The organism is Rhizobium sp. BK312 (genome assembly GCF_014193605.1).
In the GTDB taxonomy this organism is placed as follows: domain Bacteria; phylum Pseudomonadota; class Alphaproteobacteria; order Rhizobiales; family Rhizobiaceae; genus Rhizobium.
In genome coordinates this window covers 136,621-160,421 of sequence record NZ_JACHZP010000006.1, presented here as the reverse complement: position 1 = coordinate 160,421, position 23,801 = coordinate 136,621, and the positions used below count along the sequence as shown (strand labels likewise).

General features: G+C 61.0%; 19 protein-coding genes. 14 read left to right on the top strand and 5 right to left on the bottom strand.

The annotated features are described in order from the left end of the window. Positions 1-7: 7 nt before the first annotated feature. From FHT85_RS18285 to FHT85_RS18270, 4 genes are all read left to right on the top strand, one after another. Positions 8-880, top strand: coding sequence for a carbohydrate ABC transporter permease (locus FHT85_RS18285; RefSeq protein WP_405048004.1), 873 nt, complete (start codon positions 8-10; stop codon positions 878-880). A 12-nt stretch (positions 881-892) separates the two neighbouring features. Beyond that, complete coding sequence (locus FHT85_RS18280) at positions 893-1,180, top strand: DUF2160 domain-containing protein (protein WP_112336221.1); 288 nt, start codon at positions 893-895, stop codon at positions 1,178-1,180. 126 nt (positions 1,181-1,306) lie between these two features. Then, positions 1,307-3,037 carry an ABC transporter substrate-binding protein gene (locus tag FHT85_RS18275; protein WP_112412963.1) on the top strand — a complete coding sequence of 577 codons (1,731 nt, stop codon included), beginning with the start codon at positions 1,307-1,309 and terminating at the stop codon, positions 3,035-3,037. Between the two features lie 211 nt (positions 3,038-3,248). Continuing rightward, the gene (locus tag FHT85_RS18270; RefSeq protein WP_112412964.1) at positions 3,249-4,109 is read left to right on the top strand and encodes a 5'-nucleotidase, lipoprotein e(P4) family; all 861 of its coding nucleotides are present in this window, start codon (positions 3,249-3,251) and stop codon (positions 4,107-4,109) included. A 253-nt stretch (positions 4,110-4,362) separates the two neighbouring features. Here FHT85_RS18270 and FHT85_RS18265 read toward each other — a convergent pair whose 3' ends face one another. Then, positions 4,363-5,658 (bottom strand): ABC transporter substrate-binding protein, encoded by a 1,296-nt coding sequence (locus tag FHT85_RS18265; protein ID WP_112412965.1) that lies wholly within the window; start codon positions 5,656-5,658, stop codon positions 4,363-4,365. A gap of 151 nt (positions 5,659-5,809) precedes the next feature. Here FHT85_RS18265 and FHT85_RS18260 point away from each other — a divergent pair, with 151 nt between their 5' ends. The 4 genes from FHT85_RS18260 (at position 5,810) to FHT85_RS18245 (ending at position 10,556) form a co-directional block, all read left to right on the top strand. Further along, positions 5,810-6,832 (top strand): LacI family DNA-binding transcriptional regulator, encoded by a 1,023-nt coding sequence (locus FHT85_RS18260; RefSeq protein ID WP_112412966.1) that lies wholly within the window; start codon positions 5,810-5,812, stop codon positions 6,830-6,832. Between the two features lie 40 nt (positions 6,833-6,872). Beyond that, complete coding sequence (locus FHT85_RS18255) at positions 6,873-8,729, top strand: DUF2264 domain-containing protein (protein WP_112412967.1); 1,857 nt, start codon at positions 6,873-6,875, stop codon at positions 8,727-8,729. Next, positions 8,726-9,751, top strand: coding sequence for a hydroxyacid dehydrogenase (locus FHT85_RS18250; protein ID WP_112412968.1), 1,026 nt, complete (start codon positions 8,726-8,728; stop codon positions 9,749-9,751). The genes FHT85_RS18255 and FHT85_RS18250 overlap by 4 nt, the downstream gene beginning before the upstream one ends. 217 nt (positions 9,752-9,968) lie before the next feature. Further along, complete coding sequence (locus tag FHT85_RS18245; protein WP_112336493.1) at positions 9,969-10,556, top strand: transglycosylase SLT domain-containing protein; 588 nt, start codon at positions 9,969-9,971, stop codon at positions 10,554-10,556. 35 nt (positions 10,557-10,591) lie between these two features. Here FHT85_RS18245 and FHT85_RS18240 read toward each other — a convergent pair whose 3' ends face one another. From FHT85_RS18240 to FHT85_RS18230, 3 genes are all read right to left on the bottom strand, one after another. Next, positions 10,592-11,857: a Gfo/Idh/MocA family protein gene (locus tag FHT85_RS18240; protein ID WP_112412969.1), complete on the bottom strand. Its 1,266-nt coding sequence runs from the start codon at positions 11,855-11,857 to the stop codon at positions 10,592-10,594. Positions 11,858-12,109: 252 nt separating this feature from the next. Then, complete coding sequence (locus FHT85_RS18235; RefSeq protein WP_112412970.1) at positions 12,110-13,531, bottom strand: mandelate racemase; 1,422 nt, start codon at positions 13,529-13,531, stop codon at positions 12,110-12,112. A 360-nt stretch (positions 13,532-13,891) separates the two neighbouring features. After that, the gene (locus tag FHT85_RS18230; protein WP_112412971.1) at positions 13,892-14,587 is read right to left on the bottom strand and encodes a TetR/AcrR family transcriptional regulator; all 696 of its coding nucleotides are present in this window, start codon (positions 14,585-14,587) and stop codon (positions 13,892-13,894) included. A 180-nt stretch (positions 14,588-14,767) separates the two neighbouring features. Between FHT85_RS18230 and FHT85_RS18225 the strand changes: the two genes are divergently transcribed. The 6 genes from FHT85_RS18225 to FHT85_RS18200 all read left to right on the top strand — a co-directional run bounded on the left by FHT85_RS18225 (position 14,768) and on the right by FHT85_RS18200 (position 21,205). Next, entirely contained in the window at positions 14,768-16,054 is a 1,287-nt protein-coding gene (locus FHT85_RS18225; RefSeq protein WP_112412972.1) for an ABC transporter substrate-binding protein, read from the top strand. A 37-nt stretch (positions 16,055-16,091) separates the two neighbouring features. Next, positions 16,092-17,027: a carbohydrate ABC transporter permease gene (locus tag FHT85_RS18220; RefSeq protein ID WP_405048005.1), complete on the top strand. Its 936-nt coding sequence runs from the start codon at positions 16,092-16,094 to the stop codon at positions 17,025-17,027. Further along, positions 17,020-17,904 (top strand): carbohydrate ABC transporter permease, encoded by an 885-nt coding sequence (locus FHT85_RS18215; RefSeq protein WP_112336209.1) that lies wholly within the window; start codon positions 17,020-17,022, stop codon positions 17,902-17,904. The genes FHT85_RS18220 and FHT85_RS18215 overlap by 8 nt, the downstream gene beginning before the upstream one ends. Before the next feature lie 73 nt (positions 17,905-17,977). Then, entirely contained in the window at positions 17,978-19,003 is a 1,026-nt protein-coding gene (locus tag FHT85_RS18210) for a Gfo/Idh/MocA family protein (protein ID WP_112412973.1), read from the top strand. A 7-nt stretch (positions 19,004-19,010) separates the two neighbouring features. Further along, positions 19,011-20,081, top strand: a complete 1,071-nt coding sequence (locus FHT85_RS18205; protein ID WP_112412974.1) for a Gfo/Idh/MocA family protein — start codon at positions 19,011-19,013, stop codon at positions 20,079-20,081. 44 nt (positions 20,082-20,125) lie between these two features. Then, positions 20,126-21,205, top strand: a complete 1,080-nt coding sequence (locus tag FHT85_RS18200; protein WP_112412990.1) for an ABC transporter ATP-binding protein — start codon at positions 20,126-20,128, stop codon at positions 21,203-21,205. Positions 21,206-21,259: 54 nt separating this feature from the next. Here the strand turns inward: FHT85_RS18200 and FHT85_RS18195 are convergent, their stop codons facing one another. Continuing rightward, a complete protein-coding gene (locus FHT85_RS18195; RefSeq protein WP_112412975.1) occupies positions 21,260-23,728 on the bottom strand; it encodes a glycoside hydrolase family 2 protein in 2,469 nt (822 codons plus the stop codon). Positions 23,729-23,801: the final 73 nt, after the last annotated feature.

Genomic DNA, 23,801 nt, shown 5'->3' with positions numbered 1-23,801 from the left:
GCACAAGATGGCAGCGTCGGATGCCGCCGCAAATACCGTCATCGCGACGGGCGCGCAGGTTGTCCGCCGTCCCGGCGAAAAAGGCCGGTGGTCCTGGCTTGTGCCGACGCTCTACATCGTCTTCCTGCTGCTGCCGATCTATTGGCTCGTCAATATGAGCTTCAAGACCAATGAGGAAATCATTGGTGGCCTGACCCTCTATCCGCACCAGCCGACGCTGCGCAATTATGCGATCATCTTCACCGATCCGTCCTGGTACAAGGGCTATATCAACTCCATCACCTATGTCGTCATGAACATGGTGATCTCGGTTGCCTGCGCCCTTCCCGCCGCTTACGCCTTCTCGCGCTACCGCTTCCTCGGCGACAAGCACGTGTTCTTCTGGCTGCTGACCAATCGAATGGCGCCGCCGGCGGTTTTCGCCCTGCCCTTCTTTCAGCTTTATTCGGCCTTCGGCCTGATCGATACCCACATTGCCGTGGCTCTGGCGCATTGCCTGTTCAACGTGCCGCTGGCGGTCTGGATTCTTGAAGGCTTCATGTCCGGCGTGCCGAAGGAGATCGACGAAACCGCTTATATCGACGGCTATTCGTTCCCGCGCTTCTTCATCAAGATCTTCATTCCCCTGATCGCAAGCGGCATCGGCGTCGCCGCGTTCTTCTGCTTCATGTTCTCTTGGGTGGAACTGCTGATCGCCCGCACGTTGACGACAACCGACGCCAAGCCGATCGCCGCTATCATGACGCGCACGGTCTCCGCCGCTGGCATGGATTGGGGCCTGCTTGCCGCCGCCGGCGTGCTGACGCTGATCCCCGGCGCGCTCGTCATCTATTTCGTCCGCAACTACATCGCCAAGGGCTTCGCGCTCGGCCGCGTCTAAAGGAAAACCGCCATGAACACAGACTTTTCCTGGATGGCCTGGACCCTGCCGACGGCGCTGTTCTTCGCGACGATCCTGCTGCTTTTGATCGGCATGGCGGTATGGGAATATTTTTCGCCCGGCGGCAATCCGCGCCTCGGCATTCTGCGCTTCGAAACGACGCGCGGCGACCGGCTGTTCATTTCGCTGCTCGGCGCCGCCTTCATCCATCTCGCCTGGCTGGGCCTGGGAGGCCCCAGCCTTTGGTGGGCTCTTGCTCTTTCCGTGGTCTACGCCGTCGGTGTCTTCCGTCTGGTCTGACGCGGAAATTCAACCCGTTACCGCTCCGTTGCCCATCCGGTCATACGGAGCAGTAAGGCAAATCGATACAGATGGCCGGAAATCCGGCTGGCTGACAATGCACTCGCAACCTGTAGGGAGGAATATATGCGACGGCATCTCTTGACGACAACGGCAGTTGCCTTGCTGGCCCTGGCCGGCACAGCCAACGCCGGCATGAACGAAGCCAAGACATTCCTGGACAAGGAGATCGGCGATCTCTCGACGCTCTCGCGCGCCGACCAGGAAAAGGAAATGCAATGGTTCATCGATGCGGCCAAGCCTTTCCAAGGCATGGAAATCAAGGTCGTGTCGGAAACGCTGACGACCCATCAGTATGAATCGCAGGTTCTCGCGCCGGCCTTCACCGCCATAACAGGCATCAAGGTCACCCACGACGTCATCCAGGAAGGCGACGTTGTCGAGAAGATCCAGACGCAGATGCAGACCGGCCAGAACCTCTATGACGGCTGGGTCAACGATTCCGACCTGATCGGCACGCATTGGCGCTACAAGCAGGTGCGCAACCTGACCGACTGGATGGCAGGAGAGGGCAAGGACGTCACCAATCCGGGCCTCGATATCGCCGATTTCATCGGCACCAGCTTTACGACTGCTCCGGACAAGAAGCTTTATCAGCTTCCCGACCAACAGTTCGCCAACCTCTACTGGTTCCGTTACGACTGGTTCAACGACCCGAAGAACAAGGCCGATTTCAAGGCCAAGTACGGCTACGAGCTCGGCGTGCCGGTCAACTGGTCGGCCTATGAAGATATCGCCCAGTTCTTCACCGGTCGCGATGTCGATGGCAAGAAGGTCTTCGGCCATATGGACTATGGCAAGAAGGACCCGTCGCTCGGCTGGCGCTTCACCGACGCCTGGCTTTCCATGGCCGGCAACGGCGACAAGGGCCTGCCGAACGGCCTGCCGGTCGATGAATGGGGCATCAAGGTCGATGCCAACTCCCGTCCTGTCGGCTCCTGCGTCGCGCGTGGCGGCGACACCAACGGACCGGCCGCCGTCTATTCGATCCAGAAATATCTCGATTGGTTGAAGGCCTATGCTCCGGCGGAAGCGCAGGGCATGACCTTCTCGGAATCCGGCCCGGTTCCGTCGCAGGGCAATATCGCCCAGCAGATCTTCTGGTACACGGCCTTCACCGCCGATATGGTTAAGCCCGGCCTGCCGGTCATGAATTCGGATGGCACGCCGAAGTGGCGCATGGCACCGTCTCCGCATGGCGTCTACTGGAAGGACGGCATGAAGCTCGGCTACCAGGACGTCGGCTCCTGGACGCTGATGAAATCGACTCCTGTCGATCGCGCCAAGGCCGCATGGCTCTATGCGCAGTTCGTCACCTCGAAGACGGTGGACGTGAAGAAGAGCCATGTCGGCCTCACCTTCATCCGCGAATCCACCATCCGTGACAAGAGCTTCACCAAGCGTGCGCCGGAACTCGGCGGCCTGATCGAATTCTACCGTTCGCCGGCCCGCGTGCAGTGGTCGCCGACCGGCACCAACGTCCCTGACTATCCGAAGCTCGCGCAGCTCTGGTGGCAGGCGATCGGCGATGCCGCATCGGGTGCCAAGGATGCTCAAGGAGCTATGGATGCGCTCTGCGCCGATCAGGAAAAGGTGATGCAGCGCATCGAACGCGCAGGCGTTCAGGGCGATATCGGCCCGAAGCTCGCCGAAGAACACGATCTTACCTATTGGAACGCCGATGCCGTGAAGAACGGTCATCTCGCTCCACAGCTGAAGGTCGCCAGCGAAAAGGAAAAGCCGGTCACCGTCAATTACGACGAGCTGGTCAAGAGCTGGGCCGACGCGAAGAAATAAGTCGGGTACATGACGCGAAATGGGTGCCGGGGCTCGAAAGAGCTCCGGCATTTTTCGTCGGGACGAAAGTTTCGCAAAAATAATGCTGCGATGACTGTCACCGACTTGACACATTTCCCGCGAGCACGAACTATCCTTATCCGGATCATGATGTCGACGCACATCAGAACCCATTGATATATTTCATGGATTTCTGCATAAGGAGAACAGCGTGAGAAACGGATATTCTAGGCGCAGGACGCTCATCACCGCCATTGGCCTTGCCGCCGCCCTGCCGGCTCTCAGTGCCGATCTGCCGGCACCATTGCCAGACGACAATCTCAATGCCGTTCTTTGGGACCAGACATCGGTCGAGGCGCAGGCCAACGCGCTTGGTGCCTATGCGCTCGGCCGTATCAGGCTCGATGAAGCGCTGGCCGACAAGAACTGGACCGCAGCTCCGGTCGAGCAAACAAGCAATTTCCAGGACTTTCCACCCGCCATCATCCTCGATGTCGACGACACCATTCTTAACACCTCGCCCTATCAGGCGCGTAACATCACAGCAGGCACCAGCTTCAAGCCGGATACCTGGACGCAATATGTGAATGCTCAGCAGGACAAGCCTATTCCCGGCGCGGTGGAATTTACCCAATACGCGGCTTCGAAGGGCGTGAAGGTCTTCTACGTCACCAACCGCACCGCCGATGAGGAAGGACCGACCGTCGAGGAAATGAAGCGCTTCGGTTTTCCGATGGGCGACAATGTCGACACGTTCCTGAGCGCCAAAGAGCAGCCGGACTGGGGTTCGGCCAAGGGCACGCGCCGCGCCTTCATTGCCAAGAACTATCGCATTCTCCTGATGTTCGGCGACAATTTCGGCGACTTTACCGACGACTACAAGGGGACCGTCGAGGATCGCCAGAAGGTCTTCGAAGCCAACAAGGCGCATTTCGGCCACGACTGGATCGCCATCGCCAACCCGACCTATGGCTCGTTCGAAAGCGCACCCTACAAGGGCGATTACAAGCTGCCGCCGGAAGAACAGCGCCGGATGAAGCAGGATGCACTGAAGCCCTGGGATGGGAAGTAGGCGTCTTTCGAGGCTGATTGCCAGGCACGTTCAAGTCTGTGGAACCGTTGTGCCTGGCCCCTCATCCTAGCCTCCTCCCCGCAAGCGAGGGGAAGGGACGATCGAGAAACCGCCGATCGTCAAGGCGACTGAAGCTAAGTCAGGCACGGTACCCCCTCGCCCGCTTGCGGGGAGAGGGTTGGGGTGACGGGTGAGGCACCAATCAAGGCAAAACCGAACTAGCCTGACCGTCATCCACATAGCCAACTATCAATCAACCCTTCCGCTTCAACTTTGTCGCGCCCTCCTCCACCAGTCGCTTCGCCGCCTCAGCGACCGTGATCTTGCCGAAGGCGAGTTGGTCGGCGACGGGGCGGGCGACGTTCACGTCGAATTCCTGGGAGCCGAGCGGCGCCGGCACGGGATAGGTGCCCACCTGATCCTTCAACAGCTCGATATAGTGCACCGTCTGCTGTTCCACCGGATTGAGTGTCGGCAGGATGGCGGCCCGAACGGCAGGCGACATCGGCACGCCGCGCTCGACACCGAGGATCTTGCCGGCATCGAGATCATTGACGAAGAAATTGATGAATTTCGCCGCCGCTTCGCCGTTCTTGCTGGTGGCGCCGACACTCCAGATCAGCGCCGGGCGATAATAATGGCCGGACGGGCCACCCTTCTTTTCGCGCGGCAGCATGGTGACGGCGAGCTTGCTCTTGACGACAAGCTGGTAACCGACGAGCTGGTTGGAATAGGCCATGCCGATCGCAGATTTGCCGAGCGCCAGGCAGTTGCTCTCGATGACGTTCTGGTCGAGCGTCTGGACGTCGGCGGAAACCGTGCCGCCGCGTTTGCGCAGCTCTTCCCAGTAGTTGTACCATTCCTTGGCGTCGTCGACGCCGAAGCCGAGTCCACCCTCTTCGGTGAAGAGGCTTTTGCCGCGCTGGCGCAGCCAGACGTCGAGCACGTAATTGTAGCGCGCTCCATACGGCCCGCCCCAATATCCACGCTTACCGGCAGCCTTGGTCATTTCCACCACGAGATCGGCATATTCGGCCCATGTCGTCGTCGGACCGGGCGGCGTCAGGCCGGTCTTCTTGAACATGTCCTCGTCATAGAACATCGCGAAAGAATTCAGCCCGAGGCCGACGCCATAAAGCTTGTTGTCGACCGTGGTCAGCTTCAACACGTCCTTGCCGAAGCTGTCGATATTCAGCGTCGAGGGCACAAACTGGTCGAGCGGCATGCAGGCGCCGCGTTTCGAATAATCCGAGATCGTGCTCGGCTCGAGCTGGAAAACGTCCGCGATGTTCTGGCTGGCCATTCCCGTGGCGAGCTTGGCCCAGTAGCCGTCGCCGCTGATGCTCTCGCCGATGACGGACAAATCAGGATTCTTGCTGTGAAACAGTTCGGCAACCGCGACGGTACGCTTGCCGCGATCGGGCGAGCCCCACCACATCGCCCGGAGTTGCGTCGCATCGGCAAAGGCGGGCATTGCACCTCCCCCGAAGGCAATGCCGGCCGCGGTCCCAGTGGCTCCGATCATGAAAGAACGACGATTCATGCGCATGAGATTCCTCCTTCTCTTGCGTTGCCATCCGCGGCGATCTCCCCGACGCCTTCAGCGGACAAGTCAGCGTGACGATATGCAACTTCATTGCACTGTGCAATAAAAAATCTTTCTATTGCAAATTTGCATAATTTTGCATAGCGTTTGCGACATGAACGATATTCGCTCCAAACGCATCAGGCAGGCCGACATCGCCGCTGCCGCCGGCGTCTCCGTCTCGACGGTGTCACGGGTCCTCACCAATGAACCCGGCATCAGCGAGACGATCCGCCAGCACATCTTCAAGGTGGCGAGTGATCTCGGCTATCCGCTGAAGACCGCAACCGAGACGGCGGCCGGCGGCCTGGCATTGATCGCCAGTGACAGCGTCACCGGCGGTTTGAGCGTCTTTTATGAAGGCATTCTCGAGGGCCTTCGGGCAGGCGCTGCCGAGCGCGGGATGCGCTTCGATATCCGCCTCATCCGCGAGGCAAGGACGGAACCGGAACTGGTGAGGGAATATCTGCAGACCGCCGGCGCCGAGGGCCTCTTCCTCGTCGGCATCGACCCCTCGGAAGAGCTCTGCCGGTGGCTCGAAGCCAGCGGCACGCCGACCGTGCTCGTCAACGGCACCGATCCGAAGCTGCGCTTCGACGGCGTTTCGCCCTCGAATTTCTTCGGCGCCTACAACGCCACCCGGCGCCTGCTCGATGCTGGCCACCGCGGCATTCTGCACCTGACCGGCTCACACCGACAGACGATCCGCGAGCGCATCCGCGGCTTCGAGGCGGCGATCGCTTCGATGGAAGGCGCTGAAGGCCGCATCGTGCCGATGAATTTCAGGGGCAGCTCCAGTCAGGAAGCCCACGACAAGACCGCCGAGATCCTTGCGGCAGACAAAGGCTATACCGCCGCCTTCTGCATGAACGATTTCATCGCCGTCGGCGTGCTCGACGCCGTCATTGAAGCCGGCCTGCGGGTGCCAGAGGATTTCGCCATCGTCGGCTTCGATGATCTTCCCTGCGCCCTGATGACCAATCCTCGGCTGGCAACCATGCGCGTCGACCGCGCAGCTCTCGGTCGCGAAGCGATCGGCCTGATGATCGCACGCTTCCGCGACCGCGATGCGCCGGCCCGCCACATCTGCCACGGCGTCCAGCCGATCGCCGGCGGCACGTTGCCACCCGAAACCTGAAATTCAATCCACCGCGGAAACGATCGAGAAAGCCGAACCGATGATCTATGACCCCGCCAGCTCCAATCCGCTTGCCGGCAACCCACTGAAGACCCTCCCGGACATGCGCCGCGCGCTCACCGATCTGTTCGATCCGCTGCTACCCTATTTTTCCGAGGGTAATGCCCGCGTTCGCATCGATGCTGCCGGCGCACATTTCGATCGAGCAGCGGCCGATCTCGAAGGTTTCGCCCGGCCGCTCTGGGGCCTGGCTCCGCTCGGCGCTGGTGATGGCGATTTCGGCCATTGGAACCGCTATGCCGAAGGCCTCGCCAATGGCGTCGACCCGCAACATCCGGAATATTGGGGCACGGTCAACGGCCGCGACCAGCGCATGGTCGAGCTGGCTGCCCTCGGCTTCGCGCTGGCCCTTGTGCCGGAAAAGATCTGGGAGCCGCTCGATCAACGCGCCCGCGACAATCTGATCACCTATCTCAAGCATGCCCGTACCTTCGACTATGCCGACAACAACTGGAAGTTCTTCCGCATCTTCGTCGATATCGCGCTCGATCGGCTCGGCGCCACCTTCGACCGCAGCCTGACCGAAACCTATCTGAGCGAGCTGGATGGCTTTTACATCGCTGACGGCTGGTATCGCGACGGCAATGTCCGCCGCATCGATCACTACATTCCCTTCGCCATGCATTTTTACGGGCTGATCTATTCCAAGCTGGTGGATGATGATCGCGCCGAGCGCTACCGCGAGCGTGCAGCGCTCTTCGCCAGGGATTTCCGCCATTGGTTCGCGCCCGATGGCGCCGCGATCCCGTTCGGCCGCAGCCTGACCTATCGCTTCGCCTGCGCCGGCTTCTGGTCGGCACTCGCCTTTGCCGATGTCGAGGCGCTGTCATGGAGTGAAATCAAGGGCCTGTGCCTCCGGCACCTGCGCTGGTGGGCCGACAAGCCGATCGCCCATCGCGACGGCACCCTGCCGATCGGCTTTGCCTATCCCAATCTGCTGATGTCGGAGAACTATAATTCCGCCGGCTCGCCCTATTGGGCCTTCAAGGCCTTCCTGCCCCTGGCGCTGCCTGAAACGCATCCATTCTGGACCGCCGAAGAAAAGCCGCCGGAAAATGAGCCGGCTATCATCCCGCAAAAGCATCCCGGCATGGTTTTGCTGCGCAGTAGGGATGATGTCGTGGCACTCTCCTCCGGCCAGGAAAACCAGCAGATGCGCTTCGGCGCGGAGAAATATTCGAAATTTGCCTATTCCGCACGCTACGGCTTCAGCGTCGAAAGCGATGAACGCATCTTTACCGGCGGCGCCTTCGACAGCATGCTCGCCTTCAGCGATGACGGTCTGCACTACCGCGTGCGCGAAACAAATGAAGAGGCGAAACTTGCCGGCGATACGCTCTATGCCAAATGGTCTCCCTATCCGGATGTGACGGTGGAGACCTGGCTGATGCCGGCCTCGCCCTGGCACATCCGCCTGCACAGGATCAGCACGCCACGGCCGCTGCAGACGGCCGAAGGCGGCTTTGCCATCGCAAGACGCGATTTGGAGGCCGACACGCTCTCATCCGCAAAAGGTTCTGCCTACGCCATCGGCGAAGAGGATTTCAGCGGCATTCTCGACCTCGGCTCGACGATCACGCGCGAAGGCATAGCGCAGAAGGCGCCGCCGAATACCAACCTCATCGTCGCAAAAACCCTCGTGCCACAGCTGCGGGGCACCATTCCCGTGGGCGAAACCATTCTCGTCTCCGCCGTGCTTGCGGAGAAAGACCCAACTGCCATCGATCACGCCTGGAACAGGCCGCCCGCAAAGCCCGATATTGATGCGCTGTATGCCCTCATCAACAACAAGGGCATCACGGTCAGCGCCATCAAGGCACCGGGTCGCCTGCCATGACGCAATCCCTCTCCAGCCACCCGGCCATCGCCTTTGCTATGCAGCCGTCGCGCACGCAGCATGTTCTGCCGGAAGCACTCATCCGGCGTCTCGATACCATCGGCCGCGTGCTTGATACCGCACCGATGCAAAGCTTCGACGATGAGCATGCAGCCAAGTTGCTCGCGGAAACCGAAATCCTGATCACCGGCTGGGGTTCGCCGGCGATCGATGCCGCCGCACTGGCGCAAGCGCCGCATCTGAAGCTGGTGGTCCACGCTGCCGGCACAGTGAAAGGCCTGCTCGGCGACAGCCTCTTCGATCGCGGCATTCTCGTCAGCCACGCCGCCCAGGCTAATGCCCTTCCGGTCGCCGAATTCACGCTGGCCGCCATCATCTTTGCCGGCAAGAAAGTCTTTCAGTTTCGTGATCTCTATACTACCGATCGCAACCGCAATCGAACGATACCAATGCACGCCGAGGCCATCGGCAACTACGGCCGCACCATCGGCATCATCGGCGCCTCGCGGATCGGCCGGCGGGTGATCGAGCTGCTTGCTCCTTTCGACTACCGTATCCTGCTCTATGACCCGATGGTCGATACGGCCGAAGCGGCACGTCTCGGCGTCGAAAAGGCCGAGCTGAACGCGCTGATGGCGTCGGCCGACATCGTCTCGCTGCACGCGCCCTCGCTGCCCGCCACACGCCATATGATCGACGCCCGCCGCCTGTCGCTGATGAAGGATGGAGCGACGTTCATCAATACGGCACGCGGCGCGCTGGTCGACGAAGCCGCCCTGATCGCTGTGCTGAAGACCGGGCGGATCGACGCAATTATCGACGTCACCGATCCGGAAATTCCGGAGGCGACGTCGGCGTTTTATGAACTGCCGAACGTCTTCCTGACACCGCATATTGCCGGTGCCGTCGGGCTAGAACGGACACGCCTTGGTGAGATGGCGGTGGACGAAGCCATCCGCTTTATCGAGGGCAAGCCGCTGCTCTATGAAATCCGCCGCGAGGATATGGCGCTGATGGCGTGACGCGGCGCATCAAAACCATGAAAACACCCCGAAATCGCCCCATTTCGGCACAGGCAAACAACCCGTTTTTAATCATTCCGCGCTAGCAATCTCATAAGCGTGGGTCCGCCAAAAGCTCGGTCTCGAACTTTTGGAAAAGATCATGCGCTGGCAGGTTGTTGCTGCGTATCTCGTGCCACTGAAAGACGCACGGCGCAGCAATGAAGAGGTTCTAGTAATGCGTACCCGCGTCCTATCCATTCTGGCCGTAATGCTGCTCGCCGTGCTGGCAGGCTGTGCCACCGCACCGTCGCGCACCCGCAACATCTGCGCGATCTTCGACCAGCGCGATGGCTGGTTCAACAACTGGCAGCGAGCTGCCGAACGCACGGAACGCAAATACGGCGTGCCGGTGCCGATCCTGATGGCGACGATCTATACCGAATCCGGCTTCCGGCCTCGCGCCCGTCCGCCGCGGCGCTATTTGCTCGGCTTCATTCCCTGGAAGCGCCCGACGACGGCCTACGGCTACTCGCAAGCGCTCGACGGCACCTGGGATAAATACAAGCGCGAAACCGGCAACTGGACGGCAAGCCGCACCAATTTCGCCGACGCAATCGACTTTGTCGGCTGGTATCACTACCAGACGCATCTGCAGACCGGCATCGCCCTGAACAATTCCTACGATCTCTACCTCGCTTATTACTCAGGTCCCAAGGGCTACCTGCAGGGATCGTGGCGCGGCAATTCGACAGCTCTCGCAGGAGCCAGGCGCTTCAACGGCATGACGAGACTTTACGCGCAGCAGCTCCCCAACTGCAGCTGATCGCAGCGTGGTTTCCATCAACTGTAGCCGCAACCCTAAGGCCGCGGCTCCAGCAGATTGAGACCGCCATCCTCGCCCCAGATATCGGCAACCGATACCTGCTGGCCTGTGCGACTGCTCTGCAGCGCGGCAATGCCACAGAGGACCGACATCGCTCCTGCCCGCGAGCCGGCGCGCTGCCTGAGCTCGTCGTTCGGACCGGAGCGTAGGAGCATGTTACGCAGCCGGTCGTCGCCGCCATAGTGGCCGCCGGACGAATGCGGCACCCATATGCGCTCGACATCGCCGAAATTCTTCATCACGACGATTTCATCAGCCGGCGGTGTCGTCCAGTTCTGCTTCTCATGTTGCCGGAGCTCGATACGCCCCTTGTGACCGTTGAAGGCAATGTGATGCCCTTCGATCGGCATATAGGTATTCAGGGAATAAGAGACGTTGATGCCGTTGCGATAGCGGATGGAGGCAACCATCGTATCGGGGATGTCGATATCCTCGCGGAAGACGCAGGCATCGCGCACATAGCCGTCGACGGTCGACGGATCCTCATAGAGGCTTTCGAGCAGCGGCGTCTCGCTGATGTCGAGATAATAGTCGCACTCGTCCTTGTACCGACAGCTTCGACAGCGCTCGCCGCGGAACGGACCCTTGCGGCCGTAATGCTTGAGATCGGCAAAGGCGGCGACCGTTTCCGGATCGGAATCCAGATACCAGTTCAAAAGGTCGAAATGATGAGTCGCCTTATGAACGAAGAGGCTGCCGGAATTTTCGACGTAAGCATGCCAGCGGCGGAAGTAATCGGCACCATGGCTGGTGTCGAGATACCAATGGAAGTCGACAGAGGTGACATCGCCGATGACGCCCGAATTGATCAGCTCCTTGATCTTCGCCGCCGTGGGTGCGAAACGATAGTTGAAGGAGATATCCAGCCGTTTGCCGGTGCGCGCCTCGGCATTGAGGATGCGCTTGATCTTGTCGACGGTGGTCGTCATCGGCTTTTCGCTGATGACATCGGCGCCGGCTTCCATCGCCTTGACGATGAGATCGTCATGGGTGGAATCGCGGGTGCAGACGATAACGAGATCCGGCTTTTCCGTCCGCAACAGTTCGTCGAAGTCGGTATAGATGGGCACCGACGCCCCGATATACTCCAGCGCCCGCTTCGCACGCGTGGCGTTGAGATCACACACCGCGACGAGCTCGACCTCGTTGCTCCAGCGCTCCACAAGATCCTTGCCCCACATGGTCGCACCACGGTTTCCCGTGCCAACCAGAGCGTAACGTTTCCTCGATGACGACTGCATGTCTCTTCCTCCAGAGTCTGCTAATGACGATGTAAGGCCTCGCCGACCGGAATTTACTTCGGCAAAGCCCCTCACCCCGACCCTCTCCCCGCTCGCGGGGAGAGGGGGCTATTCCACCAATCGGCGCTGATCTGGGTCGTTGGCTCGATTTTTTCTCCGTCGTCCCCTCTCCCCGCGAGCGGGGAGAGGGCTAGGGTGAGGGGCCATGCACGGCAGGATATTGGGCGCAACTCTTCCTGCGCTGACCAGAACCTATACCGATAATCTCTCCATCGCCGTCCAGTCCGGCGCGACCGACGAACCGAGACCGATAGCACCGATAACGGAGCCGATCGCAAGCTGCCCTGCCTCAATCCGCAATCGTGTGCGGCCATTGCTGACGCGGTAGAGATCGGAATGGGTCTCGGCGAAAGCGGCCTGCTCCGCCTCCGGCGCACCGGCCATGCCGTCGACGTAGTGGTGACCGTTGCGCTCGATATGCGTCATGCCGATGAGGGAAGCCAGCGCCAGATCCTGCTGCACGGCAAGGCCGCCCTGTGTCGTCAGATCCTCCGCCGACATGAAATAGGGAATACCGCCCTCGGCGCTCCATTTGGCGACGCGGGCGCGGTTCAATAGCGAGCGATAGAAACCCTTGCAGGATTTCGAGGATATGCCGGTATAGCCGAGCCCTCTCGCCGTGACGAAGGCCTCGATATCGGCATCGGATTCGTCGATCTCTACCGGTTTGAAGGCGGCGAGCGCCTTCACAGGCTTCTCGAAGGCATGGGCGCGGGCGATCGGCTGCTCGACAAACAGGATCGAAGAAGCGAAACGCGCAAGCCTCGGCTCCTCCTTCACGCGGCCAAGCAGATCGGCGACCGCCTCGGCGGATGAAAATTGCTCGTTGCCGTCGAGCGTCACCGAGTAATTGGGCACCTTGGCATCGATGACGGCAGCGACGCGGCAAAGGCGGTCGATATCAGCATCCGGGGCGCCGGAAACCTTGACCTTGAAGAAGGACAGGCCATAGGCGTCGATCGCCTCTTCGAAACTCTCCGGCAGGCCGTCGTTCAGCCGCTCGCTTGCCGGAATATCGGCTGATACGATGGCATCGACCAGGCCGACAGTATGGCGGGCAGCAAGGCTTGCGGATGGCTGCAAGGTCGAGAGGAAACCGGAGAGATCGAAACCTGTGAGATCGCGCGTCGTGGAAGCATCGATGCCGGGACGGTTCGCCTTGATCGCTTGCGCGACCGTCAGCCCTTCCAGCCGGCAGAGCGAATCGAGAATGGCCCGGTTGGCAAGCGCGAGGCCGAAGGAGGCAACAAGGCCGTTCAGCTTCTCCGCCACCGCCCGGGCGTGATGCGAGGCCTCGACGGCGGCGTGCAGGCCGAATGCCGTTCCCGACCCGGTACTTCGCAGCGCATCGAGCGCCAGAGCCAGCGACCGGCGCAGCTGGTTTTCATTGTCGGCATTGGAAAGGTCGGGCGATTTGTCGAACCATTTCGGCACCATCAGCTCGGCTGCCATGCCCTCCGCCGACCGTCCCTGCGCATCCTCGATGCGCACCCGCAGAAAAATCTGTCGCGCCTCCCGCAAAGTCGCCGAGCCGAAACGGAAGGGAAGCCGCAGCTTGACCGGGCGCTCGAATGTCTCGGCCTCGACAAGCCTGATTTTCAATGGATCGGTCATGATGCTGGTCGGCTCCTCTTATGGTCAGGCACGTCTATTTGCATAGGGCACCAATATGCGTGGCCCCTCACCCCAGCCCTCTCCCCGTTTCAACGGGGAGAGGGCTGGGGTGAGGGGCTATTCAGTTCATTGCAGAAGCAGTTTACCGTTAGCCAATCGCATCGCCCTATGGCAGGGGATAGATCGTGTCGGTACGACAGACTTCATGATTTTCCTCCATGCCCGATTCCCTCCAGAATCAGGAAAAGCAAATGCTTGGTCTTCCAAGCAATGTAACCATATAGTTACAAGATCGCGCGTTACCTCCAGCCTTGTCAATTACCTTTTGAAAATTTCTCGAAACCGCTGCACTGCACGGCGTTACACCCGGATCGAAGCAAGCGTGACGGCAACGATATGCTCGCCCCAGGCATTGAGCGCATCCGGCGCCGTCAGCTTGCGTGCAAAAATCGTCGACAGCGTATGGCGGTTCGACAGATAGAAGAAACCGAGCGCCGCGATCGTGAGATAAACGGATATCGGATCGACTGCCGGCCGGAAAATGCCGAGTGCCTCCCCGCGACGCAGCACATCGGAAAGCTCGTCGATCAGATGCGAATGCATGGCCGAGATTCTATCGGAGCGCTGCAGATAATGCGCGTGATGCAGGTTTTCGGTGGCAAGCAGGCTCAAAAACTCAGGATGCGCTAGGAAATGCCGCCAGGTGAACAAGGCCAGCTCCCGCATCCCCTCCTCCGGATGACGATGCGCCAGATCCAGCTGCTTTTCGGCATTGCGGATTGTTGCATAGCTCGCCTCCAGCACGGCGAGATAGAGCCCCTCCTTGTCGCCGAAATAGTGATAGAGCATCCGCTTGTTGGTCTGTGCCCGCGCTGCGATCGCATCCACCCGGGCGCCGCCGAAACCATGCGCAGCAAATTCCTCCGTCGCCGCGTCCAGGATCGTTTCCTGGGTGCGCTGCGGATTGCGTGAGGCCTTCGTTGACCGCTTGTCCATGGTCTTGCCGGCATCCGCTTGTGCTTTATTTTCAGTCTCTTGTCTCGCCCTGACCGCCATGGACGATCTCCTTCCGAACGGTAGCATTAGCGACGGATGCTGCCGGTTCCGGCATGCATCGTTTTGATTGCCGCACGATTGGCGCTTGACAGCGGTCGCGTTTCTATCCAACTTGTAACCAAATAGTTATATCATGCAAAGCAGTTCGTAAATCATCGGTTCGCTGGGGAGGAGACCAGGATGACGTTGACGATCGACCGCCGGCAGTTGCTTGCCGGAATGGCAGCCACACTTGCTTTCAGCAGCATCGGACTTTCCCGCGCCAATGCGGCAACCGCGATGCGCCTTCTTTGGTGGGGGTCAAAGGAGCGCAGCGACCGGACATTTGCAGCGGTAAAGGCCTATCAGGCCAAGAACCCGGATATAACCATCGCCGGCGAATCCTTCGGCTGGGACAGCTATTGGACGCGCCTCGCCACGCAGACCGGGGGCGGCAATGCGCCCGACCTCATCCAGATGGATTATCGCTACATCTTCGAATATGCCCGCCGGGGCGCGCTGCTCGACATGACGCCTTATCTAGGCAAGAGCCTGAAGATCGAGGATTTCGGCCCCGCCAACATCGATTCCGGCAAGGTCGACAACAAGATCTACGGCGTCAGCCTCGGCGTGAATTCCTTCATGGTCGTCCTCAACACGGCCGCCTGGGCCGAAGCTGGTGTCGAACCGCCACATGACGCCATGACGTGGGAACAGGTCGGCGATGCCTGCGCCAAGGTAACCGCCGCCAAGAAGCGTCGCGGTTTCTACGGCACGGCCGACGCGAGCGGCGGGGAGCCGGCGCTAGAATGCTGGCTACGCCAGCGCGGCAAGGCGCTCTATACGACGGACGGCAAGCTCGCCTTCGAAGCCAAGGACGCTACCGAATGGTTCGATCTGTGGGGCCATATGCGCAAGATCGGCGCCTGCGTTCCGGCCGACGTGCAGGCGCTCGATCAGCAGACACTCGAAACCGATATGCTTGTCACCAAAAAGGCAGCGATGAGCTTCGCCCATTCCAACCAGTTCGTGGCCATTCAAGGCCTGAACAAGGAAAAGCTCGATATCGTCTCCTATCCGGTCGCGGGTGCGGACAGCAAGCCCGGTCAGTATCTGAAGCCGTCGATGCTGATGTCGGTTTCGGCAACATCCCCGAACAAGGATGCCGCCGTCGCCTTCGTCAACTACCTGGTCGAAGACCCGGAAGGCACCAAGGCACTCGGAGTCGAGCGCGGCGTTCCGCCTTCAAAAAAGATCCGCGATCTCCTGACGCCGGATCTGGATCCTGTCAGCAAACAGGTGGTTGATTATATCGGCCGGCTGACACCGCATGTCGGAGCGCTGCCACCATCCCCGCCGAACGGCGCCGGCGAGAATGCATTCCTGCTGAAGAAGATCGCCGAGGAGGTGGCCTTCGGCAAAACCAGCGCACAGGACGCTGGCACGAAGTTCACCGAACAGGCAGCAGCAAACATTACGCGAGGCTGACACCGTGGGTACAAACAGCAAGAGCGTTGCCGGCGGCCTGGCCGTCGGCGCGCGCGCGCCGTTGCGCGTGGAAACCGCCTATAAGGCGCCGAGCGCATTCGCGCGCAACGCACCCGGCTATCTCTTCCTTCTGCCGTGGTTCATCGGCTTCTTCGGACTGACCCTCGGCCCGGCGATCGCCTCGCTCTATCTCTCCTTCACTGACTACAATCTGCTGCAGTCGCCTAACCTCGTCGGCATCGAGAACTACGTGCGGATCGCGACGGCCGACGACAAGTTCCTGTCGTCGATGAAGGTGACGCTGTTCTATGTCGTCTGTTCCGTGCCGCTGAAACTTGCCTTCGCGCTGCTGGTGGCGCTGCTGCTCAACCGCGGCATCAAGGGCCTGCCGGTCTATCGCGCCATCTTCTACCTGCCGTCGCTGCTCGGCTCCAGCGTCGCGATTGCGGTGCTCTGGCGGCAGATCTTCGATGCCGACGGCATCGTCAATACCCTGCTTTGGTACGCCTTCGGCATCAACGGGCCGAGCTGGATCTCCAATCCCGACTATTCGCTCTATACGCTCGTCATCCTGGCCATATGGCAGTTCGGATCGCCGATGATCATCTTCCTGGCCGGCCTCAGGCAAATCCCGACGGATCTCTACGAGGCCGCCAGCCTAGACGGCGCCTCCAAGGCGCGGATCTTCTTCAAGATCACCCTGCCGCTTTTGACGCCCGTGATCTTCTTCAACGCCGTGGTCCAGACGATCGACGCCTTCAAGGCCTTCACGCCGGCCTACGTCATTTCCTCCGGCACCGGCGGGCCGATCGATTCGACGCTGTTCTATACGCTCTATCTCTACCAGGAAGCCTTCGGCTATTTCCGCATGGGCTATGCCTCGGCGCTGGCCTGGATCCTGGTGATCATCATCGCGATCTTCACCACCTTCTCCTTCCTCTCCGCTCGCTATTGGGTCCACTACGATGACTGACGCGAAGCTCACCCATTTTGCCGAGGACATGAAGCCGCCGCGCGAGCGCCCGTGGTTCTTCTCCATCCTCATCCACGTCGCTCTCGTCGCCGCGTCGATCGTGATGCTCTATCCGCTGCTGTGGATGCTCTCAGGCTCGATCAAGGACCAGAACGAGATCTTCGGCACGGCATCGCTGATCCCCTCGCAATTCGATTTCAGCTCCTATGCCCGCGGCTGGTTCGGCGGCCAGGTCACCTTCGGCAAATTCGTCTGGAATTCGGCCGTCATCGCCGTGCTCTCGGTCCTCGGCAACGTCATATCCTGCTCGCTGGCGGCCTACGCCTTCGCGCGGCTGAATTTCTGGGGCAAGAATTTCTGGTTCGCCCTGATGCTGGGCACGCTGATGCTGCCCTACCACGTCACACTGATCCCGCAATACATCCTCTTCCTGAAGCTCGGCTGGGTGAAGACCATGCTGCCGCTCGTCGTGCCGAAATTCCTCGCGGTCGACGCCTTCTTCATCTTCCTGATGGTGCAGTTCTTCCGCGGCATTCCGCGCGAGCTGGATGAGGCCGCGATGATGGACGGCTGCAGCCCTTGGCGCATCTACTGGCGCATCATGCTGCCCCTGTCGCTTCCCGTTCTGGCAACCGCCGCCATCTTCTCCTTCATCTGGACCTGGGATGATTTCTTCGGGCCGCTGATTTATCTATCGGATATCAACACCTACACGGTGCAGCTCGGCCTGCGCTCCTTCGTCGACTCCACCGGAAGTTCCGACTGGAGCAGCCTGTTCGCCATGTCGAGCCTGTCGCTGATCCCGGTCTTCCTGATCTTCCTCTTCTTCCAGAGGCTGCTGATCGACGGCATCGCGACCGCCGGCCTCAAACGCTGATTACGAACCCCGTGGTCCCGAATACCCAAGATTTGGGGCCGCGAACCCACAAACCCACGAAAGGAAATGTCGCATGAGCGCGCTGCGCTTCGCCGCCATCGGCCTCAATCACGATCACATCTACGGGCAGGTCAACGTCATGCTGCGGGCCGGCGCCGAACTCGTCGCCTTCCATGCGGTGGAGGACGATCTTGCGAAAGTCTTCGCCGAGCGATTTCCGCAGGCCAAGCGTGTCGCCGACAAGCGCGAGATCCTGGAGGACAGCTCGATTGCACTGATCGTCAGCGCCGCGATTTCCAGTGAGCGCGCCGGCCTTGCCATCGAAGCCATGCGCCATGGCAAGGACGTGATGCTCGACAAGCCCGGCATGGTGACGCTGGATCAGCTGGCAGACGTCAAAAAGGTACAAGCCGAGACCAAGCGCATCGTCTCCATTCTCTATTCCGAGCATTTTGAGACGGCATCGACAGTCAAGGCCGGCGAGCTGGTGAAAGCCGGCGCCATCGGCAAGGTCATTCACACCACGGGCCTCGGTCCGCACCGACTGCGCAAGCCGACCCGGCCGGACTGGTTCTTCGACCGCAAGCGCTATGGCGGCATCATCGCCGACATCGCCTCGCATCAGTGCGAGCAGTTCCTGTTCTTCGCCGACTCGCTGGAAGCAGAGGTCTTGTCAGCCACAGTGTCCAATCGCGCCAATCCGGAAACGCCGGGCCTGCAGGATTATGGCGATTTCCATGTGAGGACGCCTGACGTCACCGGCTATGTCCGCGTCGACTGGTTCACGCCGGACGGTCTTTCCACCTGGGGCGACGGTCGTCTCTTCATTCTGGGCACCGAAGGCACGATCGAGCTGCGCAAATATATCGACGTTGCCGGCCGGCCCGGCACCGATCACCTCTTCCTGACCGACCGCAAGGGCATGCAGCATATCGATTGCAGCGGAGTGGAGTTGCCCTATGGCCGCCAGCTTGTGGCCGACATAAGGGATCGCACCGAAACGGCCATGGGCCAGGAGCATTGCTTCAAGGCCATGGAGCTGGCGCTGAAGGCGCAGGCGCTTGCCGAGGCTACATCGCTCAAGAACGCTCAGAGGTAATTGCGTCATGTCCGACATCAAGAAAGTCGCGATCATCGGCCTCGGCATCGGCCGCTCGCACATCGTCGAAGGCTATCTGCCGCATCCGGACCGTTTCGAGGTCGCCGTCCTCTGCGATCTCAACGAGGAACGTCTGAACGCCGTCGGCGATGAATTCGGCATCGCGAGACGCCTCAAGGATTTCTCCGAAGTCCTCAACATGCCCGATATCGACATCATCGACATCTGCACGCCGCCCGGCTCGCATTTCCAGCTGATCATGCAGGCGCTATCGGCCGGCAAGCACGTGGTTTGCGAAAAGCCGCTCGTCGGCTCGCTCGCCGATGTCGACGCCGTCATCGCGGCCGAAAAGACCGCCAAAGGCCGGCTGATGCCGATCTTCCAGTATCGCTATGGCGACGGCATCCAGAAGGCCAAGCGCATCATAGCTTCAGGCATCGCCGGCAAACCCTATGTCGCGACGTCGGAGACCCATTGGGTGCGCGGCGCTGACTATTACGCGGTTCCCTGGCGCGGCAAGTGGGATACCGAACTCGGCGGCGTTCTGATGACGCACTCCATCCATCTGCACGATATGCTCACCTATCTGATGGGGCCGATCGCGGGCCTCTTCGGCCGCGTCGCCACCCGCGTCAACGATATAGAGGTGGAGGACTGCGCCAGCGCCAGCCTGCTGATGGAAAACGGCGCGCTCGCCACCATCAGTGCCACCCTCGGCTCGCAGGAGCAGATCAGCCGCCTGCGGCTCGCCTTCGAAAACGTCCTGATCGAAAGCAACCACGAGCCCTACAGCCCCGGCCAGGATCCATGGAAGATCATTCCCGCCAATGACGACATCGGCGCGAAGATCGATGCGCTGCTCGCCGACTGGTCGCCGATCCCCAACCGTTTCAACACGCAGATGAGGCTGTTCCACGACGCGCTGTTGTCGGGCGGGCCCCTGCCGGTGACCACAGTCGATGCCCGCCAGGCGCTGGAGCTGGTCACGGCATTCTACGAATCGTCGGAAACCCGCACCGAAGTCCGCTTTCCTGTCGGACCCGAAGCCAAGAAATACACGAGCTGGAGGCCGTCGTGAACATCGCCCCGCGAGCCATCAGGACCAATAAGGAGGAAGCACCCATGGCGACAAGCGTATCGCTGCAGAAGGTTATCAAGCGCTATGGCGAGCTTCAGGTGGTTCACGGGATCGATCTGGAAATCGAACCGGGAGAGTTCACCGTTTTCGTCGGCCCATCCGGCTGCGGCAAGTCCACGCTCCTGCGCATGATCGCCGGGCTGGAGCCGATTTCCGGCGGCGGGCTCTATCTCGACGGCAGCCGCATGAACGATGTCCCCGCCTCCAAACGCGGCATCGCCATGGTCTTCCAGTCCTATGCGCTCTATCCGCATATGAGTGTCTACAAGAACCTCGCCTTCGGTCTCGAAACCGCCGGCATGAAGAAGCACGAGATCCAGCCGCGCGTCGAAAAAGCGGCCGAGATCCTGCAGATCAAGCAGCTGCTGCAGCGCAAGCCGAAGCAGCTTTCCGGTGGCCAGCGCCAGCGTGTCGCCATCGGCCGCGCCATCGTGCGCGAGCCCAACATCTTCCTCTTCGACGAGCCGCTTTCAAATCTCGATGCCGAACTGCGGGTGCAGATGCGCGTCGAGATTGCCCGCCTGCACCAGCGGCTCGGCAACACGATGATCTATGTCACCCACGACCAGACCGAAGCCATGACCATGGCCGACAAGATCGTCGTGCTCAATGGCGGCAAGATCGAGCAGGTCGGCGCGCCGCTCGACCTTTACAACAGGCCGAAGAACAAGTTCGTCGCCGGCTTCATCGGCTCGCCGAAAATGAACTTCCTCGATGCGAAGATCGTCGCCTCTGACGACGGCTCCGCCGTCATCGATCTCGCCGGCCAAACCGTACGCCTGCCGCGCCGGCTCGGTGGTCTCCAGCCCGGACAGCCCGTGACGCTTGGCGCGCGCCCGGAACATTTGAACGTCGGCGATCGCGGCGTAGGGCTCGGTAGCGCACGCGTCGATCTCGTCGAGCACCTCGGCGGCCAGACGATCCTCTACGTCACGCTGCATGGCGGCCAGGCACTGACGGTCGCGCTGGAAGATCAACAGAGCATCCGCGCCGGCGAAACGGTCAGCATCCATATCGATCCCGAGCGCTGCCATCTGTTCGGCCCGGATGGCATGACTTTGTGATGGAGCTGGCGGCGGGCACGGAGTTATCCCGCCCCTGGCTGGCGAGATAGGCTCTCAAACCTCGACGATCCGCCGGCTGCCGATCGCGCGGATCTGGCCGGATGGAATGACATCGGCCGGAACGCCCTCCCGTCGGTACAGCCGAAGCCGCCGGCTGCCCGGCGCAAGATGGAACCAGTCATCCTCGGCGCGATAGGCTTCCAGGTCGATTTGCACCGATTGCGCCAACCGATCGCTGCTCAACTCGAGGAACCAGTCTTCACCCTCCTGCACTGCCGACGCCGTGATCTCCGCATCATGGAACGCCTTTGGGCGCCCGAGCGGGAAGTAAAAGGCCTGGGCGATCACAGTACCGGTCGCAGGAGCTGTCAGCCGCGCCACTGTCACATCATGCGATGGCGGTCCGAAACGGAACGCATAGGTCGTATCGAAAAAGGCGCCGAAAAGATCAGTGCAGGCTATCTTTTGCTTGCCTCGGGCATCGAGCACCAGATCGCGCCCGCCACCGACGACGATCTGACGGCCGTCGCGCAGGCAGGAGACCTCGACGGTCAGATCGAGCGTCGCATCGCTCTCATTGATGATGTGCACGTCGAGGCCATTGGTGCCCTCGTCCATCAATAGTATCTGCACCGGCCGGAAGGCTCGGCGCAGCCCGTACCAGACAGGCTTCGGCTCCCCCGTCGAATCGATCACGCCCCAACCGGCGCCGGGGAGCAGATCCTGCAGCGTCCAGACGAGGGCGCCGTTGCAGCCGGAACCTTGGCGGCGCCACTCGGCATAGGTCTCCTCGGCCACTTCGCCGGTTACCGCACGGGAGAGGTTGAGATAGAGATCCGGGTCTTCCCGCCGTAGCCGGTTTGGCTCGAAGCCGTAAAGCTCCTGAAGATAATGATCGCGCACATCCTCGAAATCCCAGGACGCGCCGCGATCGCGCGGCACGCGCTCTTTCCATAGTGGGCTATGGACTGCCGGCACCGGCAGATGCTGGCCAAGCGTGCGGGCTTGCGGCACATGCGCGAAGGCAAGGCTTTCTGCGGCAAAGCGGACATCGGCACGACGGGCATCGGCAAGCGGCCGCATATAGGCGCCGACGCCGTAATAATGCGTGACGCCAACATTCGAAGAAAACGGCATGGCCCCGCCGGACGGCGAATTGACGACATAGGGCACATCCGGCCGCAGCGATTGCACCAGTGGTGGAATAATCTCCTCGACAACAGGGCTCTTCCAGAACTGCTCCGGCAGGCCCATCATCGCCGCCTGCTGATGGATCTCACTGCCACCGCAAAGGATAGCCAGGCAAGGCGAGAGGCGCGTCCGACCCAAAAACTGCGAAACCTCCGTTTCGACATGGGCGTTGAACGCCTTGTCGTTCTTCGGATAGTCGAAATTGGCGAACATGAAATCCTGCCAGACGAGCAGGCCGAGTTCGTCACAGAGACGGAAGAATTCCGGCGTCTCATAGGCCATGGTGCCGCCGATGCGGATCATGTTCATGCCGGCTTCAGCCGCCAGCCGCAGCCAGCCCTCGTAATCACCGCGGTCGCCGGGCAGGCGCACGATATCCGCCGTAGTCCAGACAGCACCTCGGCAGAAAATCCGCTCGCCATTGACGATGACAGCGAGATCCTGCCCATCGACGCCGCGATCGACCGACAGCCGGCGAAACCCGGTCTGTCCGAGCGCATGCTCCACGCCATCGACGACGAGCGTAACATCATGGAGCTGCGGCACGCCATGCGTATGCGGCCACCATGGCACCACATCGCGGATTTTCAGGATTGCCGTATAGCGGCCGGGACCGTCCTTCTCGAACGCCTGTTCCGTCTCTCCGCAGCGCAAAACCAGCTCGCGGATATCGCCCTCGATCAATAGCGAAGCATAGAGCCGACCTTCACCGTTCTCGAGCAGGTCCGGCCGCAAGGAAAGATCGCGAATAACAGGCGCATTCGGCCGCAGCAGCGAAATCGGCCGCCAAGGACCGACGGCCTGAACCTCGGGACACCAGCCGGGCATGTGGCCCAGCAGCGTCGTGCGCACCATCCGCAGACCGTGAGGCGTGATCATCTGCGGCCGCCAACGGGCACGCGGCCCAGGTTCCAAAAGCTTCGGCTCCAGCGCGCGGAAGCAGAGCGCCAGCTCGTCGCCGCCAAGGAGGGTAACATCGACGCCATGGGCCTCGAACATGCTTTCGGAGACGAGGATTTTCTGGCCGTTGAGGAAGACTTCGCAAAGCGTCGCGAGCCCCTCGAGCCGCAAGACCGCCTCACCGGCGTCAGCATCCACCAGACGGCAGATGTACCAAGCATCACGGTCGTGAAGAGGCTGCGGCCTCGTCCGGTCGAAACGACCGGCCCTTTCTAAGGCTTCCGCCACCGTGCCCGGCACCGGCGCCGGGATGAAGCCAGACGCCAGCGGCACATCGGAGGGCGAGAGGCAGGTGCCCGCCTCCGTCAATACCAGATTCCAGCCTTCGCTCAGCCGCATTCCATCGCCGAGATCCGCCAAGCGCCCGCCCATGACATTTTTCGAGGGATTGCCCCCGCCCCAATATGTTCAGAAATAACCCAGCCGTATCGCGATCGAACGGAAG